Annotated in this window: 14 protein-coding genes; 3 read left to right on the forward strand and 11 right to left on the reverse strand. The window is 66.1% G+C overall.

The window, feature by feature from the left end:
- The first annotated feature begins 34 nt into the window (after positions 1 to 34).
- From EV665_RS21990 to EV665_RS22000, 3 genes are all read left to right on the forward strand, one after another.
- Complete coding sequence (locus EV665_RS21990; RefSeq protein ID WP_245507790.1) at positions 35 to 928, forward strand: SMP-30/gluconolactonase/LRE family protein; 894 nt, start codon at positions 35 to 37, stop codon at positions 926 to 928.
- A gap of 74 nt (positions 929 to 1,002) precedes the next feature.
- Positions 1,003 to 1,794: an SDR family NAD(P)-dependent oxidoreductase gene (locus tag EV665_RS21995; protein WP_133035691.1), complete on the forward strand. Its 792-nt coding sequence runs from the start codon at positions 1,003 to 1,005 to the stop codon at positions 1,792 to 1,794.
- 20 nt (positions 1,795 to 1,814) lie between these two features.
- Positions 1,815 to 3,062, forward strand: a complete 1,248-nt coding sequence (locus tag EV665_RS22000; RefSeq protein WP_133035692.1) for an enolase C-terminal domain-like protein — start codon at positions 1,815 to 1,817, stop codon at positions 3,060 to 3,062.
- Between the two features lie 238 nt (positions 3,063 to 3,300).
- Here EV665_RS22000 and EV665_RS22005 read toward each other — a convergent pair whose 3' ends face one another.
- From EV665_RS22005 to EV665_RS22055, 11 genes are all read right to left on the reverse strand, one after another.
- Complete coding sequence (locus tag EV665_RS22005; protein WP_064333111.1) at positions 3,301 to 4,770, reverse strand: NAD-dependent succinate-semialdehyde dehydrogenase; 1,470 nt, start codon at positions 4,768 to 4,770, stop codon at positions 3,301 to 3,303.
- Positions 4,767 to 5,537: a TSUP family transporter gene (locus EV665_RS22010; protein WP_133035693.1), complete on the reverse strand. Its 771-nt coding sequence runs from the start codon at positions 5,535 to 5,537 to the stop codon at positions 4,767 to 4,769. Before EV665_RS22010 ends, EV665_RS22005 begins: the two co-directional genes overlap by 4 nt.
- A 2-nt stretch (positions 5,538 to 5,539) precedes the next feature.
- Complete coding sequence (locus EV665_RS22015; protein ID WP_133035694.1) at positions 5,540 to 7,531, reverse strand: alpha-glucosidase; 1,992 nt, start codon at positions 7,529 to 7,531, stop codon at positions 5,540 to 5,542.
- 10 nt (positions 7,532 to 7,541) lie between these two features.
- The gene (locus EV665_RS22020) at positions 7,542 to 8,300 is read right to left on the reverse strand and encodes an SDR family NAD(P)-dependent oxidoreductase (protein ID WP_133035695.1); all 759 of its coding nucleotides are present in this window, start codon (positions 8,298 to 8,300) and stop codon (positions 7,542 to 7,544) included.
- An 8-nt stretch (positions 8,301 to 8,308) separates the two neighbouring features.
- Entirely contained in the window at positions 8,309 to 9,193 is an 885-nt protein-coding gene (locus tag EV665_RS22025) for an SMP-30/gluconolactonase/LRE family protein (protein ID WP_133035696.1), read from the reverse strand.
- Positions 9,194 to 9,203: 10 nt separating this feature from the next.
- On the reverse strand, positions 9,204 to 10,007 hold the full coding sequence (locus tag EV665_RS22030) for an HpcH/HpaI aldolase family protein (protein WP_133035697.1): 804 nt from the start codon (positions 10,005 to 10,007) through the stop codon (positions 9,204 to 9,206).
- A gap of 11 nt (positions 10,008 to 10,018) precedes the next feature.
- Positions 10,019 to 11,752, reverse strand: a complete 1,734-nt coding sequence (araD, locus tag EV665_RS22035) for an L-arabinonate dehydratase (RefSeq protein WP_133035698.1) — start codon at positions 11,750 to 11,752, stop codon at positions 10,019 to 10,021.
- Complete coding sequence (locus EV665_RS22040) at positions 11,749 to 12,603, reverse strand: carbohydrate ABC transporter permease (RefSeq protein WP_133035699.1); 855 nt, start codon at positions 12,601 to 12,603, stop codon at positions 11,749 to 11,751. Before EV665_RS22040 ends, araD begins: the two co-directional genes overlap by 4 nt.
- A gap of 3 nt (positions 12,604 to 12,606) precedes the next feature.
- Positions 12,607 to 13,542 carry a carbohydrate ABC transporter permease gene (locus EV665_RS22045; RefSeq protein ID WP_133035700.1) on the reverse strand — a complete coding sequence of 312 codons (936 nt, stop codon included), beginning with the start codon at positions 13,540 to 13,542 and terminating at the stop codon, positions 12,607 to 12,609.
- A 79-nt stretch (positions 13,543 to 13,621) separates the two neighbouring features.
- Positions 13,622 to 14,857, reverse strand: coding sequence for an ABC transporter substrate-binding protein (locus EV665_RS22050; RefSeq protein WP_133035701.1), 1,236 nt, complete (start codon positions 14,855 to 14,857; stop codon positions 13,622 to 13,624).
- Positions 14,858 to 14,897: 40 nt separating this feature from the next.
- A complete protein-coding gene (locus tag EV665_RS22055) occupies positions 14,898 to 15,974 on the reverse strand; it encodes an ABC transporter ATP-binding protein (protein ID WP_133035702.1) in 1,077 nt (358 codons plus the stop codon).
- Between the last annotated feature and the right edge of the window lie 106 nt (positions 15,975 to 16,080).

Here is a 16,080-nt window from a genome sequence, read left to right on the forward strand (position 1 = left end):
CAACGTGAATTTGGCAGATGCGGGAGGGCTGCGCGTGAAGGCAAGGATCGAATACGCCGCGGGCGACATCGTCGGCGAAAGCATCATCTGGTCCGGCGAGGAACAGGCGCTCTACTGGGTGGATATCGGCGGCAAGCGCATCCACCGCCACGTGCCGCGCAGCGGCGAGCATGCCACCTGGCCGGCGCCGGACTTCCCGACGTCGATCGGCCTTCGCGCCTCCGGCGGCTTCATCGTCGGGCTGCGCCGCGAGGTCGCCTTCTGGCGGCCGGGCGAGGCCTTCGAGACCTTCGCCGTGCCCGAGCCGGACCTTGCCGACAACCGGCTGAACGAAGGCCGCGTCGCACCCGACGGCTCCTTCTGGGTCGCCACCATGCAGAACAATCTCAACCCGGACGGCTCGCCCCGGGCGATGGACCGCAAGTCCGGCGCCATCTACCGGATCGACCCCACCGGCACCGTCACGCAGCTCACGCCACGCGAATACGGCATCACCAACACGATGGGCTGGACGCACGACGGCCGCTTCCTCTTCGCCGATACGCCGGAAAACGAAATCTACGCCTTCGCCTACGACCCCGTCGCAAGGACGATCAGCAACCGGCGCACCATCGTCAGCGGTTTCGAGCGCGGCCTGCCGGACGGCTCCTGCATGGATGCCGAGGACACGCTGTGGAACTGCCGGGTGGTCGGCGGCGCCTCAGTCGCGCGCTTTACCGCCGATGGCGCGCTGCTGGCGCTGGCGGAACTGCCCGTCACCTGGCCGACGAGCTGCACCTTCGGCGGCCCGGACCTTTCCACCCTCTACGTCACCTCCGCCCGCTTCACGATGACGGCCGAGCACCTTGCCGCAAATCCGGCGGAAGGCAGCCTCGTTGCGATCGACGGGGCCGGCACCGGTATTCCCGAACCGAAATTCGCCGGCTGACACTTCTGAGAAATGCCGGTTGACAATCTGGTATGGTAGAATGTTAGCTAGGAAGGATGTGGAGGAGAACGATCATGAGCGCGGATGAATTTTCCGGCAGGAGCATCATCGTGACCGGCGGCAGCCTCGGCATGGGCCGGGCCTGCGCGGAACGGTTCGCCGGTGCCGGCGGCAGGGTCCTCGTCGTCGCGAACGATGCCGCATCGGTGGACGAGGCCGTCGCGGCAATCGGGCCGAATGCCTCCGGCTTCGTCGGCGACGTGCGCCGGGCGGACGACATGGAGCGCGCCGCCGCCGCGGCCGTGGCGCGCCATGGCGGCCTCGACGTGCTCGCCTGCTGCGCCGGCATCCAGCGCTACGGCACGGTCGTCGACACGCCGGAAGATGTCTGGGACGATGTCTTCGACATCAACCTGAAGGGCATCTACCTCGCCTCCCGCTTCGCCATCCCTGAAATGCGCAAGCGCGGCGGCGGGGCGATCGTCGCCATCTCCTCCGTGCAGGCCTACGCCTCGCAGGCGGGCGTCGCGGCCTATACGGCCAGCAAGGGCGCGATCAACGCCCTGGTGCGCGCGATGGCGCTCGACCATGCGGCGGACAACATCACGGTCAACGCCGTCTGCCCCGCCTCCGTCGACACGCCCATGCTGCGCTGGGCGGCGGACCTGTGGAAGGGCGAGCACAGCCAGGACGAGACGATCGCGCTGTGGGGCAAGGGCCATCCGGTCGGCCGGGTGGGAAAGCCCTCCGAGATCGCCGATCTCGTCGCCTTCCTCGCCAGCGACAAGGCCCGCTTCATCACGGGCGCGGACATCAAGATCGATGGCGGCACGATGGCCAAGCTCGGCATCGTCCTGCCCGAATGAACGAGAACCGGAGACCCGCCATGAAACGGCCCGTCATCACCGACATCCGCGCCACCACCGTGACGGTGCCGCTCGAGGCGCCGCTGCGCCATTCCAACGGCGCCCATTGGGGACGCTTCGTGCGCACCATCGTGGAGGTCGAGACCGATGTCGGCCTCGTCGGGCTCGGCGAGATGGGCGGCGGCGGCGAAAGCGCCGAGGCCGCCTTCCGGGCGCTGAAGCCCTATCTCGTCGGCCACGATCCGTTCGAACTGGAGCAGCTCCGCTTCAAGATCTGCAATCCGACCGCCAGCCTCTACAACAACCGCACGCAGATGCATGCGGCCATCGAGTTCGCCTGCCTCGACATCATGGGCAAGTTCCTCGGCGTGCCGGTCTATGATCTTCTCGGCGGCAAGATGCGCGATGCGGTGGGCTTTGCCAGCTACCTGTTCTTCCGCCTGCCGAACAAGGAGACAGGCGCGGGCGAGATCCGCACTGCCGACCAGCTCATCGATCAGGCGCTCAACCTCAAGAAGTCGCACGGCTTCACCGCCCACAAGCTGAAGAGCGGCGTCTTTCCGCCGGATTACGAGCTGGAGGTCTACCGGGCGCTGGCCAAGGCCGTCGGCACCGACAGCGTGCGCTACGACCCCAATGCCGCCTTCACCGTGGAGGAGGCGATCCGCTTCGCCAAGGGCATCGAGGACCTCAACAACGACTATTACGAGGACCCGACCTGGGGCCTCAACGGCATGCGCCGCGTGCGCGAGAACACGCATATGCCGCTCGCCACCAACACGATCGTCGTCAATTTCGAGCAGCTTGCCACCAATGTCCTGGCGCCGGCCTGCGACGTCATCCTGCTCGACACGACCTTCTGGGGCGGCATCCGGCCCTGCGTCAAGGCGGCCGCCGTCTGCGAGACCTTCCAGCTCGGCATCGCCGTGCACTCCTCCGGCGAGCTCGGCATCCAGCTCGCCACCATGCTGCATCTCGGCGCGGTGCTGCCGAACCTCGTCTTCACGGGCGATGCGCACTATCACCAGCTCGTCGACGACGTGATCGTCGGCGGCCCGATGCGCTATGTCGACGGCAAGATCGCCGTGCCCACCGCCCCCGGCCTCGGCGTCACGCTCGACCGCGACAAGCTCGGCCGGTATTCTGATCTCTACAAGTCGCTGGGCGGCTACGCCTATGACCGCGACCCCGCCCGCCCCGGCTGGTTCTCGACCGTGCCGAACACGCGCTGGGCCGACCCGGCCGACGACCGGATCGTGGATTACTGAGCCGGATCGTCCGCGAAACCACCAAGCCTGCCGCCCTCACGGTGGATGGTCCCTGATCGAGCGCAATCAAATGGAAGATGCCGAACGGGAACCCGTCGTGCTCGATCTGAAGATCAGATGGGGAGCGACGGCCTGAGGCACCTCCAAGGCGCATTCCGCTTGTGGTGGCTGGCAAGCGTGAGCTTTGTTGGCTTGACGCGCCCAGTTAAGGCCGAGGATGTCGCAATCGAGGGCCATGTCAAAGCCCTGCGACGCAGACATATTTGATTTCGAGGAAGCCCTCGATGCCGTATTTGGAGCCCTCGCGGCCGAGGCCAGACTGCTTGACGCCGCCGAAGGGCGCCATCTCGTTGGCGATCAGGCCGGAATTCACGCCGACGATGCCCGCCTCCAATGCCTCCGCGACGCGCCAGACCCGAGCCATGTCCTTCGCGTAGAAATACGAGGCAAGGCCGTATTCGCTGTCGTTCGCCATGGCGATGACCTCGTCCTCGTCCCTGAACGAAATGATCGGTGCCAACGGGGCGAAGGTCTCTTCCGCCGCCACCTTCATCGCCTGCGTGACGCCGGTGATGACCGTCGGCTCGTAGAAGGTGCCGCCGAGCACGCTGCGCTTGCCGCCCGCCACCAGCCGGCCGCCCTTCTCCAGCGCGTCCGCCACATGCTCCTCGATCTTGGCGACGGCCTTGTCGTCGATCAGCGGACCTTGCGTGATGCCGGCGTCCGTGCCCCGGCCGAGCGTGATCGCAGAAACCTTCGCCAGCAGCTTCTCCGTGAAGGCTTCGACGACGCTTTCCTGCACATAGATGCGGTTGGCGCACACGCAGGTCTGGCCCGCATTGCGGAACTTCGAGATCATCGCGCCGTCGACAGCCGCATCGAGGTCGGCGTCGTCGAAGACGATGAAGGGTGCGTTGCCACCGAGTTCCAGCGACAGGCGCTTGATGCCGTCGGCAGCCTCCTTCATCAGCCAACGCCCGACGCCGGTCGAGCCGGTGAAGGTGATCTTGGCGACCTTGGGGTTATGGCAGAACTCCGTGCCGATCGGCCGCGCCTCGCCGGTGACGACGGAGAAGACACCCGCCGGCACGCCGGCACGCTCGGCGAGCACGGCAAGCGCCAGCGCGGAGAGCGGCGTCTGCGAGGCGGGCTTCAGCAGCATGGAGCAGCCGGCGGCGAGCGCCGGGCCGGCCTTGCGGGTGATCATGCCGTTGGGAAAGTTCCAGGGCGTGATGGCGGCGCAGACACCGACCGGCTGCTTCAGCACCAGGATGCGCTGGCCGGCATTGGCGCCGGGGATGATATCGCCATCGATGCGCTTTGCCTCTTCGGCGAACCATTCGAGATAGGCGGCGTTGGCGATCACCTCGCCTTTCGCCTCGGCGAGCGGCTTGCCCTGTTCCGAGGTGAGGATCAGCGCGAGATCGTCGGCATTGTCGAGGATGAGCTGGAACCAGGTGTTCAGCACCTTGGCACGCTCCTTGGCGGTGCGCCTGGCCCAGAGCTTCTGCGCCGTCTCGGCGGCGTCGATGGCGGCGGAAACCTCCTCGCGCGAGAGCGAGGGAACCTCGGCGATCACGGAGCCGTCGAAGGGATCGGTGACGGGGAAGGTCCTGCCATCGGCGGCGCAAACCCAGCGGCCGGCGACGAAGGCCTTGTCGGCGAGCAGGCTTGCATCCTTGAGCGCGGTTTTCAGCGGGTGCGTCATGAGAGATCTCCGAAAAGCTTGAGGAAGGCGGGCGCGGCGAGCGACAGGCCGGACAGGAACAGAAGACAGAAGGCGACACGTCTCAGGCCCGTCGGCGTCAGCGGCGGCGGGTAGAGGCGGGCGAGCGCGGTGAAGGCCATGACGACCGGGATCGCGAGCAGGCCCCACCAGAAGGATGCGGACGGCATGTTGCCGGCCAGCCCCACCAGAAACAGGCGCAGGATGCCGTTGACGGCGAAGATGGCGACAAGCGTTTCGCGGATGGAAACCGGCCGCAGCGGCTGGCGGTAGAAATGATAGACGAGCGGCGGGCCGGCCGTGGAGAAAAGCCCGCCCATGACCCCGGCAATCGCCCCGAAGAAGACGAAGGAGCCCGGTCCCGACGGCTTTTCGTAGGGTGCGGGCCTGAGGAGCAGTTGGAGGCTGGAAAGGACGATGATTACCCCGAGCACCAGTTTCAGCCAGTCGAGGGAGGCCGCGAGCAACAGGCCGAGCAAGCAGTAACCGAGGACGAGGAAGGCGAGGCTGACGAAGATCACCAGCAGGAATTCGCGCCTTGCGATGTCGCGCCAGCCCCTGGCGAGCACCTGCGCCGCATTGACGAGCCCGAGGATGCCGACGAGAACGGCCGCATCCGGCAGCGGCACGACGCCCGTCAGCCCCACGCCGCCCATCATCAGCAGGCCGAGGGCGAAGCCGGTCAGCGTCTGCACATAGGAGGCGCCCGCCGCGAGCAGCAGGAGGACGGCAAGGCTTGCCGTGTCCATGATCAGAGCGTCCCGATATCCGCGAATAATTTCTCGTGCGCCGCACCCGCGCGATAGAACACGGGCGGCTGGCCGAGCGGCGCCGCGACGGTTACCTCGCGGCCACCCTCATGCGCCGCGCCGCTCCAGACATGCACCCAGCGCGCGCCCTTCGGCAGGTAGACGGTCCGTTCCGTTTCGCCCGCTCGCCAGACCGGCGCGACGAGGAGATCCGCGCCGTAGAGATAGGCGTCCTGGATGGCATAGGTGGCGCGGTCGTCCTCGTGATGCAGGAAGAACGGGCGCTGGACGGGCAGGCCCGTTTCGGCCGCTTCCGCGGAAAGCACCTTCAGGTAGGGAGCGAGGTGCACATAGATCGCCGTCATGCGGGCGAAATGGGCGAGCACCACCTCGTCCTGGTCGATCTGCAGGTTGTCGCGCGGGCGATTGCCCTCGTGGCTGCGCATGACGGGCGTGAAGGCCGCCATCTCGGCCCAGCGCATCAGCAGCTCGGCCGTGCGGACATTGCCGAACAGGCTGGTGTAACCGCCGATATCGGAATGGTGATAGGCATTGCCGAGGAGACCGGAAGAAAGCGCGCCGGAGATGACCGTCACAAGGCCGTCATGGCGGGAGAAATCCACCGACTGGTCGCCACCCCACAGAAGCGGGCAATGAGCCTGCACGCCGGTATAGCCGGCACGCATGAAAAACAGCGCCTCACCCGTCTTGCCGCGGCTTGCCACGGCCCTGGCGTTCACCTCGGCCCAGAGCGTCGGCCAGGCATTGTGCATCCGCTTGGCGTCGACACCGTTGGCAAGCTTCACGTCGATGGGCAGGTATTCGCCGAAATCCGCCATCCAGCCGGACAGGCCGTAATCCAGCATGTTCTCACCGATCACCCGCTCGGCGAACCAGGCCGCCGCATCGGGATTGGTGAAGTCCACCACGCCGCAATCGAATTCACCGAAATCGACCAGCGCGGTTTTCCCCTCGGCATCCGTCGCGAAGTAGCCGCTGGCTTCGGCTTCCGGGAAGAGCGAGCCGTCGACGCAGAGATAGGGGTTCACATAGCCGAGAAAGCGGATGTTCTCGTCGGCAAGCTCGGCGATCTTCTGGCGCAGATGCGGATAGCGCTCCTCGTTGCCCACCCAGTCCCAGAAGAGGCGCGCGCCGAAGGAGGTGTGGCGCAGGCCCACCCAGTCCTCGCACCACAGGCCCGAGACCTTCACGCCGGCGGCGCGAATTTTTTCCAGTCGTTCGAACGACGTCTTGCCGTCCTTGAGGCCAATGATCGCGCCTCCATAGACCCATTCGGGCAGTTCCGGCTGGCGGCCGAAGCGCAGCGAGAGCTTTCCGACGAGGTCGCGGAAGGTATCGGCGGCGAAGAATTCGATCTTTTCCGGCACTTCCCAGACTTCCACCTCGTGAAAGGTCTCGCGGCGGAAATCGAAGACGGCGTAGGCCGTGGTATCCACATGCAGCGCATAGCGCCGGGAGGAGATATAGGTCGGCTGGGGATAGTTGGTGTTGTAGTAGTCGCCGCCGGCCTTGCCCGTCACGTCGGACTGGAAGGTGATCTCGGTCGTCTTGTCTCGGCCGACGCCGGGCTCTGAGGTCCACAGCGGGAAACGGCGACCGCGCAGGTCGAAATAGGACATCTGCTCGCCGCCGCCCCAGACGTGCTCGTCCTTCCCGGCGACGGTGCGCAGCCAGAGGCGGTTGATCGAGGCGTCGGGCGCGGCAAGCAGCAGGCTGTCGCCCTCGACCGTCAGCACGAGGCGCACCGGCTGGCCGGGCGCGTTGGAAAGGCGGATCGTGTCGCCCTCAACCTCGGCATGGGCGAGCGCCACACGCTCGACCACATAGTCCTCGATATCGAAATTGCCGCGATACATGTCCATGCGCTCCTCGCCGCGACCGGCGAAGAGGGCGGGATTGTCAGCTGCATGGCGCAGGATTTCGCAGCCGTCGAGGGAGAGCGTGAAGCCGGTGGCGGTCTTTTCGAGGAGCATGGCGAAACCTTCAGTTCTGCGTGAGGCCGGCGTCGACGATGAAATTGGCGCCGGTGCAGCCGCTGCTTTCATCCGAGCCGAGGAAGAGCGCGAGGCGGGCGACATGGCCGGCGTCGAGACGGAATTTCAACGATTGCAGGTCGATGAACTTCTGGCTCTCCTCCGCCCCCGCCCAGAGCGCCTTCTGCCGCTCCGTGACGATGGCACCCGGCACGATGCAGTTGACGCGGATGCCGTCGGGGCCGAGGTCGCGGGCGAGCGTGCGCGTCATGCCGTTGATCGCGGCCTTGGCCGTCGTATAACCGACCATCACCGGATTGCCACGCATCCACGACACCGAGCCCATCATGACGATGGAGCCCCGGCCCTTCTCGCGCATGCCTTTGGCGACCGCTTGCGTCGCGAAGAACTGGTGGTCGAGGTTCAGCGCCAGCATGCGTCGCCAGTAGTCCGGCTCCACCTCGTCCATGCGGTGACGGTCGTCCTTGCCGGCATTGTTGACGAGGACGTCGACCGCGCCGTGCCTAGCCTCGACCCTCGCCACCGCATCGCGCAAAGCCGGAATGTCCGTAAGGTCGCAGGCATGAAACTCCGCGCCCGTCGCTTCCGCCGTCACCTTGCCCGCCTTCTCGTCGATATCGAGGAAGGCGACATGGGCGCCCTGCGTACGGAAGGCCGTCACCATGGCCTCGCCGATGCCGGAAGCGCCGCCGGTGATCAGCACGGTGCGGCCTTCGAGCGAATGGTAGCGTACGGTATCGTAGGTCATGGCATGCCTCAGCGGGCTGGGTTGAACAGGGGTCGGGCGAGGCCGGCGACAGCGGTGCGCATGGAGAAGAGCGCGCCGGAAAGCGGGTATTCGACAAGCTCTTCGTCGGGCCGGCCGATCGAGGCGCTGGTGCAATAGAGCGTCTTCATATCCGGCCCGCCGAAGGCGATCATGGTCGGACATTTCGCAGGCACCGGGTATTCGGCCAGCAACCTGCCGTCCGGCGCATAGCGCTGCACGCGGCCGCCCTCGTAGAGCGCGGTCCAGTAGCAGCCCTCGGCATCCACCGCCCCGCCATCCGGCCGGCCCTTGTCCGTCTCGCTATCGAAGCGGGCGAAAACCCGCCGGTTCGTCGCCTCGCCGGTCTCGGCATCGTAATCGCAGGCATAGAGCGTGTAGCGCAGCGTATCGGAATGATAGAACCGCTTGCCGTCCGGCGAGAAGGCGACGCCGTTGGAGGTGAGCAGCCCGCCGGCAAGGCGCGTCAGGCCGCGAGTATCATAGCGGTAGAGGCTGGCGATGCCCTTTTCGCGCGTCTCGTCCACCGTGCCGGCGATGAAGCGGCCGACGGGATCAACGCCGCCGTCGTTGAAGCGGCTGATCGCCTGGTCCTCGGGATTGTCCGCGAGCTTCTTCCGGAGCGTGCCGTCCGCGTCGATGAGCCAGAGGCCGGAGCGCAGGCCCGCGACGAAGCCGCCGCCCTCGGCAAGACCGATGCACCCGATTTCCTCCGGCAGCTCCATCGCGTCGAGCGCGCCCGTCGCCGGATCGTAGCGGTGGATGCGGCAGCGCTTGATGTCAACGAAATAGAGCGCCTGCTCCGCGACCGACCACAGCGGGCATTCGCCGAGCGCGGCCTTGAAATCGAGGACGGGGGCAAAACCTTCTTCCACCGCGCCGCCCTCAGTAAGCCGCCATCGGCGTTGCGGGGGCCTTCTCGACGCCCTTCAACTGGCCGAGCCATTCGCTCGCCCGGCCCGTCATCATGGCGATGTCGGAGGCGATGGCGGCGAAATCGTAGCCGTAGCCGATGAAGCGCCTCACCATGTCCGGGTTCGGGCCGACGATGCCGACCGGCTTGCCGGCGGCATGCGCATCCTTCGCCGCCTTCTCGATCAGCGCCTGCACCTCGGGATGGGCGATATTGCCGATATGGCCCATGGCGGCGGAGAGATCGCCGGGACCGACGAACAGCGCATCGATGCCCTCGACGGCGGCGATCTCCGGCAGGCGCTCGATGGCTTCGGGCGTTTCGAGCTGGACGATGGTGCAGATGTCGTCATTGGCGGATTTCAGGTAGTTCGGGATCGTGCCGAAGCGCGAGCCGCGGTGTACGGCGGCAACGCCGCGGATGCCGTGCGGCGGATAGCGCGTATAGGATGCGGCGGCCTTCGCCTCCTCCGCGTTCTGCACGAAGGGCAGCATGACGGTGCGCGCGCCGGCATCGAGCGCCCGCTTGACGAGAACCTGGTCGTTCCAGGCGAGCCGCACCACGGCGTCGGCCGGCGTGCAGCCGACGGCGCGCAGGATATGGGCGAGGTCGGTGAATTCCACCGGCACATGCTCCATGTCGACGACGAGGAAATCGAAGCCGCCATAGCCGAGCGCTTCGGCCGTCGCGGGCGCGGCAGCCATCAGCCAGGTGCCGAGCGGGGTGGCACGGCTCTTGTCGCCGAGCCAGGACTTGAAAGGGTTGTTGCTGCTCATGGGTGTTTCCCTCAATAGATCGGCGGTTCGGGCACGGCTTGCGTACCGGTCAGGAAGTCGAAGTCGCAGCCCTCGTGCGCCTGGCTGACATGGCGCTGGTAGAGGGCGGCAAAGGAGCGTTCGTAGATCGGCGCGGACGGCTTCCATTCGGCGCGACGGCGGGCCAGTTCCTCCTCGGAGACGCGCATGTCGATGGTGGCGGCGGCGACGTCGAGGTCGATCAGGTCGCCGGTCCGCAGCAGCGCCAGCGGGCCGCCGATGGCGGCTTCCGGCGAGACGTGCAGGATGCAGGTGCCGTAGTGGGTGCCACTCATGCGCCCGTCGCAGATGCGCACCATGTCGCGCACGCCCTGCTTCAGCAGCTTCTTCGGGATCGGCAGGTTGCCCCATTCCGGCATGCCCGGCGCGCCGACCGGGCCGGCATTGCGCAGCACGATCACCGTGTCCTCGGTGATGTCGAGGTCCGGATCGTCCAATGTGCGGTTCATGGTGCGCGGATCGTCGAAGACGATGGCCGGGCCGACATGCTTCAGGAATTTCGGATTGGCGGCGGAGGATTTCATCACCGCGCCGTTCGGCGCGAGGTTGCCGCGCAGCACTTCCAGCGTCTTGCCGCGTTCGAGCGGCACGACCGGATTGTCCTCGCCGCGGATCACCTCGTCGTTCCAGCAATCGGCCGAGGCGATATTCTCGCCGAGCGTGCGGCCGTTGACGGTCGGCCGGTCGAGGTTGAGATGCCGCGAGAGCTTCCGTAGCAGCGCATTGATGCCGCCGGCGAAGTAGAAGTCTTCCATCAGATATTCGCCCGACGGGAAGACATTGGCGACGACCGGCACCTTGCCGGCCATTGCCGCCATGTCGTCCAGCGTCAGTGCCACGCCGACACGCTTCGCCATGGCGATGAGATGCACGGCCGCATTGGTCGAGCCGCCGAGCGCCATATAGGCAACGAGACCGTTCAAAAAGCTGTCGCGATTCAGGATATTCGACGGCTTCAGGTCCTCCCAGACCATTTCGACGATGCGCGACCCGCAGGCGGAGGCCATGCGGGTATGGCCGGAATCGACGGCGGGGATGGAGGAGGCGCCCGACAGAGTCATGCCCATCGCATCGACGATGGAGGTCATGGTCGAGGCGGTGCCGATCGTGTTGCAGGTGCCGGGCGAGCGCGTCATGCGGCTTTCGAGGTCTACCCAGTCCTCGCGGGTGATGTTGCCGGCGCGCAGTTCATCCCAGTATTTCTTGGTGTGGGTGCCCGCGCCGGTCTTCACGCCGCGCCACTGGCCGTTCGACATCGGCCCGGCCGGGCAGAAGATAACCGGGATGTCCATCGAGAAGGCGCCCATCAGCAGCGCCGGGGTGGACTTGTCGCAGCCTCCGAGCAGCACGGCGCCGTCGATCGGATGGCAGCGCAGCAGCTCCTCGCATTCCATGGCCAAAAAATTGCGGTAGAGCATGGTGGTCGGCTTCACCATGACCTCGCCGACAGAAATCGCCGGCAGCTCCACGGGATAGCCGCCCATCTGCCAGACGCCGCGCTTGACGGCCTCGGCCCGGTCGCGCAGATGCGCGTGGCAGGGGCTCATCTCGCTCCAGGTGTTGATGATGCCGATCACCGGCCGGCCCATGAATTCTTCGCGGCGCATGCCCATCTGCTGGGTGCGCTGGCGGTGCGCGAAGGCCCGCATGTCGTCGGAGGCGAACCAGCGCTGGCTGCGCAGTTCGGAAAGCTCGCGCTTCGTCATCCCTTGATCCCCCCGGCAGTGAGGCCAGAGACGACGCGCTCCTGGAAGATGACGATCAGCACGGCGACCGGCACGATGCCGACGACGAGCGCGGCGGAGATCACCGGCCAGGGGAAGGCAAACTCGCCCTGGTAGAGCTGGATGCCCACCGGCAGCGTGCGTAGCGACGGATTGGAGTTGAAGGAGAGCGCCAGCAGGAACTCGTCCCAGGCATTGACGAAGGCGAGGATGCCGGCGGTGAAGACGCCCGGCGCGCAGAGCGGCACGACCACCTTGAACAGCGCCCCCATGCGCGTGCAGCCGTCGATCATCGCGGCGTTTTCGAGATCGCGCGGAATGCCCTCGAAGAAGGAGACCAGCATCAGGGTGCAGACCGGCAGCGACAGCACGGTATAGGGCAGCACCAGCGCGATCCAGGTGTTGAGCAGGTTCAGCGTGCGCATGATCTCGAAGAGCGGCACGAGCAGCGTCACCAGCGGGAATGTGGAGACCGCGATGATCAGCGACAGGATGAGCCCGCGATAGCGCAGGTTGAGCCGCGCCAGCGCATAGGCCGCCAGCACCGAGACCAGCAGCGTCAGGCAGGTCGACAGCAGCGCCACCATGAAGCTGTTGAACAGGAAGAGATGCAGCGGCTGGTCGGAGAAGGCCTGCATGTAGTTCGAAAGCGTCGGGGCATGCGGGATCCAGGTGATCGGCTTGGCGGTGAGTTCGGCTTCCGTCTTCAGCGAGGTGAAGAGGATCCACAGCGCCGGGAACATGCCGTTGATGATCAGCGCGCCACCGGCGATGAAGCGCAGCGGACGGCCGGAGAGAAGCGAGGAGAATCCGGGATTGGCGACGGCGCTCATGGCTTACTCCTTGGTCCGGATGGCGCGGAGATAAACGGCGGTCACGCACATCGACAGGGCGAACATCACGACGGCGAGCGCCGAGCCGTAGCCGAGGTCGAGGAAGGAGACCGTGTTCTGGTGGATGTACATGGCGAGCGTGGCGGTGGAGGTGCCCGGGCCGCCGCCGGTCATCATGTAGGGGATGTCGAAGGTCTGCAGCGCGGTGATGGTGCGGAAGATCAGGGCGACGACGATGGAGGGCTTCAGGAGCGGCAGCGTGATCTCGAAGAACTGGCGGACGCGGCCCGCGCCGTCGACATCGGCGGCCTCGTAGAGCGAGCGCGGAATCGTCTGGAGACCGGCGAGGATGATCAGCGCCATGAAGGACGAGGTCTTCCAGATGATCGTCAGACAGATCGCGGCGAAGGCCCAGTTCGGCGAGTTGAACCAGATAATGCCCTCGAAACCGAGGCGGTTCAGCACGTCGTTGACGACGCCGTACTCTGAATGGAAGAACCAGGCGAAGATCAGGCCCGCGAAGGAGAGCGGCAGCGCCCACGGGATCAGCAGGGAAAGGCGCACCGGCCACTGCACGCCGAAGGGGAGATTGGCGAGCAGGGCCAGTGCGAGCCCGACCAGGAGGGCGCCGGGCACGGTGATGAGCGTGATGAGGACGGTGTTCCAGGTAGTTTCCCAGAAAACCGGATCCTCCAGCATGAGGCTGTAGTTTTCGAGGCCGACGAACTCCGCCGGCAGGCCTGACGTCAGCGACAGGCTGAAGAAGCTGGTATAGCCGAGGCGCAGTACCGGGTAGACGATGATCAGCGCGAGGAGGATCGCGGCGGGCGCGAGCAGGACCACGGCCAGCGCCCGGTCGCCGAGATCGAGCCAGCGCGTCCAGGCCGGCGGGCCGCGGTCGGCAGAGCTTGCCGCATTGAGGGTGGAGGTCGTCGACAAGGGGCAACTCCCGGCAATTCAGGTTGGGGAGGCGGAAGGGCGGGCAGGCCGCCCTGCCCTTCCGGCGATGGTATGGCGATCAGCGCAGGATGCGCTTGAGGCGCGCCTCGATCTGGCTTGCGCCGTCCTCCGGCGTCGTGACGCCGGCGAGCACCGCGTTGACCGTGGTGCGGATGACCTCGCTCACCTCGTTGTAGCGCGGCGTGACCGGGCGGGCCTTGGCGGTCTCGACCACCTGGAGCGCATCGGCGAACCACGGCACGGCCTTCAGCACCTCGTCGTTCTTGTAGGCGTCGGCATAGGTCGGCAGCAGCGAGCCGTTGGCGGCCATGAAGACGGAAACGTCTTCGCTCGACAGGTATTCGACAAGCTTCTTGGCCTCGTCCTGATGGGTGGAATAGGCCGAGACGCCCCATTCCCAGCCGCCGAGGCAGCTTGCCTGCTCGCCGGAGCCGAGCGCCGGCAGGCGCGTCACGCCGACATTGCCCTTGACGGCCGATTCCGCGCCCTGGAAATGCGTCCAGGCATAGGACCAGTTGACCGCGAAGAGCGCGCTGCCAGCCTGGAATTCCTTGCGGGTATCGTCGGTGGCGACTTCCGCGATGTTCTTCTTGGCCGTGCCGTCGTCGACAAAGCCCTTCCACAGCGACAGCGCCGTGACGGCGGCGTCATGGTCGAAGGTCAGCTTGCCGTTCTCGACCAGATTCTTGCCCTGGCTCCAGTAGGGTAGCAGGAAGGTGCAGACCGCGCCCTCGATGGCCTTGCCCTGGAAGGAAAGGCCCTGCAGGTCGGGGTTCTTCTCGCCCTCGGCGACCTTCTTGGCGGCGGCCGCCAGCTCGTCCCAGGTCTTCGGCGGCGTAATGCCGTATTTGTCGAGCAGGTCCTTGCGGTAGTAGAGGAACATGGCGTCGGCGAAGGCCGGCAGCGCGACGACCTTGCCGTCGACCGTATTCGCCTCTACATAGGCCGGCAGGTAGACCGACATGTCCTTGCCCTCGAAGGCGGAGGTCCAGCCGGCGGCGGCATATTGCGCCGGGCGGATGACGTCGAGCATCAGCACGTCGAGATTGGTGTCCTTGGCGGACATGACGGTGTTGAGGTACTGCGCCTGCGCTTCCGAGGTGTTGCCGCCGGTCTCGATGGCCACCTTGACGCCCGGATTTTCGGCCTCGTACTTGTCGAGCACCTTGCGCCAGACATCCGGCTGGTGCTGGCTGGAAACGAAGATCTTCAGATCCGTGTCGGCAAAGGCCGGCGCGGCGAAGGCAAGCATGGCGGCAGTGGCGAGCGCGCCCGCCAGGATCCTGGTGTTCATTCTATCCTCCCGTTGATGGAGCGCACAAAGCGCCTGGCATTCAGTTGATGACGCGTTCGCTTGCGGCATCGAAAAGATGGATTTTCGTGGGGTCGACGCCGATCCGGAATTCCGAGCCGGGCTCTGGCCGCATCTCCGGCGGCATGCGCGCGGTCAGCACGTCGCCGCCGACGGCAAAGTGCACCAGCGTGTCCGAGCCGAGCGGCTCGACGACCTGCACGCGGGCGACAAGCACGGCCGCCGGATCGGCTGCCGTGCCAAAATGTTCCGGCCGGATGCCGACGACCACGTCGCGGCCTTCCACACCGGTCTCGCGCCCGGCCCGCACGGCCTCCAGCCGCAGCTTGTTGCCGTCTGCAAAGGCAAGACAGCCCGCCTCGACCTTCGCCTTGGCGAAGTTCATCGCCGGCGAACCGACGAAGCCGCCGACGAAAACGCTTTGCGGCCGGTTGTAGACCTCGTCGGGCGTGCCGACCTGCTCGATATCGCCGCCCTTGAGGATGACGATGCGATCGGCGAGCGTCATGGCCTCGACCTGGTCGTGCGTGACATAGATGATCGTCGTGCCGATCTGCTGGTGCAGACGCTTGATCTCGGTGCGCACCTGGCCGCGCAGCTTGGCGTCGAGATTGGACAGTGGCTCGTCGAACAGAAAGACCTTCGGCCGGCGCACGATGGCGCGCCCCATGGCGACGCGCTGGCGCTGGCCGCCGGAAAGCTGGCCGGGGCGGCGCTCGAGCAGATGGGAAATGCCGAGCATCTCCGCAGCTTCATTGATGCGGACATCCGCTTCGCGCGCCGGCACGCCATGAACCTTCAGGCTGAACCCCATGTTCTCGCGCACCGTCTTGTGCGGATAGAGCGCATAGTCCTGGAAGACCATGGCGATGTCGCGCTCGCGCGGCGGCAGGCGGTTGACCACCTTCTCGCCGATGCGGATCTCGCCGCCGCTGATGCTTTCGAGGCCGGCGACCATGCGCAGCGTCGTGGACTTGCCGCAGCCCGAGGGGCCGACGAAGACGACGAACTCGCCATCGGCGATTTCAAGGTCGACGCCCTTCACGATACGCAGCGAACCGTAACTTTTTTCCAGCTTTCGCAGGCTGACAGAAGCCATTCCTCTCTCCCAAGCGTGGCCGGGCATCCGGCTCATCTCAGGCGATAATAGCGCTACGATTTATTTGATGCAAGACGGGCTTGAAAAATGTTTTTTGGCGCGGGAG

It is taken from the genome of Shinella granuli (assembly GCF_004341885.1).
In the GTDB taxonomy this organism is placed as follows: domain Bacteria; phylum Pseudomonadota; class Alphaproteobacteria; order Rhizobiales; family Rhizobiaceae; genus Shinella; species Shinella granuli.

Coding starts and splice junctions, on each gene's coding strand:
- EV665_RS21995 (WP_133035691.1), top strand. CDS start 1,003: ATGAGCGCGGATGAATTTTCCGGCAGGAGCATCATCGTGACCGGCGGC.
- EV665_RS22000 (WP_133035692.1), top strand. CDS start 1,815: ATGAAACGGCCCGTCATCACCGACATCCGCGCCACCACCGTGACGGTG.
- EV665_RS22005 (WP_064333111.1), bottom strand. CDS start 4,770: ATGACGCACCCGCTGAAAACCGCGCTCAAGGATGCAAGCCTGCTCGCC.
- EV665_RS22010 (WP_133035693.1), bottom strand. CDS start 5,537: ATGGACACGGCAAGCCTTGCCGTCCTCCTGCTGCTCGCGGCGGGCGCC.
- EV665_RS22015 (WP_133035694.1), bottom strand. CDS start 7,531: ATGCTCCTCGAAAAGACCGCCACCGGCTTCACGCTCTCCCTCGACGGC.
- EV665_RS22020 (WP_133035695.1), bottom strand. CDS start 8,300: ATGACCTACGATACCGTACGCTACCATTCGCTCGAAGGCCGCACCGTG.
- EV665_RS22030 (WP_133035697.1), bottom strand. CDS start 10,007: ATGAGCAGCAACAACCCTTTCAAGTCCTGGCTCGGCGACAAGAGCCGT.
- araD (WP_133035698.1), bottom strand. CDS start 11,752: ATGACGAAGCGCGAGCTTTCCGAACTGCGCAGCCAGCGCTGGTTCGCC.
- EV665_RS22040 (WP_133035699.1), bottom strand. CDS start 12,603: ATGAGCGCCGTCGCCAATCCCGGATTCTCCTCGCTTCTCTCCGGCCGT.
- EV665_RS22050 (WP_133035701.1), bottom strand. CDS start 14,857: ATGAACACCAGGATCCTGGCGGGCGCGCTCGCCACTGCCGCCATGCTT.
- EV665_RS22055 (WP_133035702.1), bottom strand. CDS start 15,974: ATGGCTTCTGTCAGCCTGCGAAAGCTGGAAAAAAGTTACGGTTCGCTG.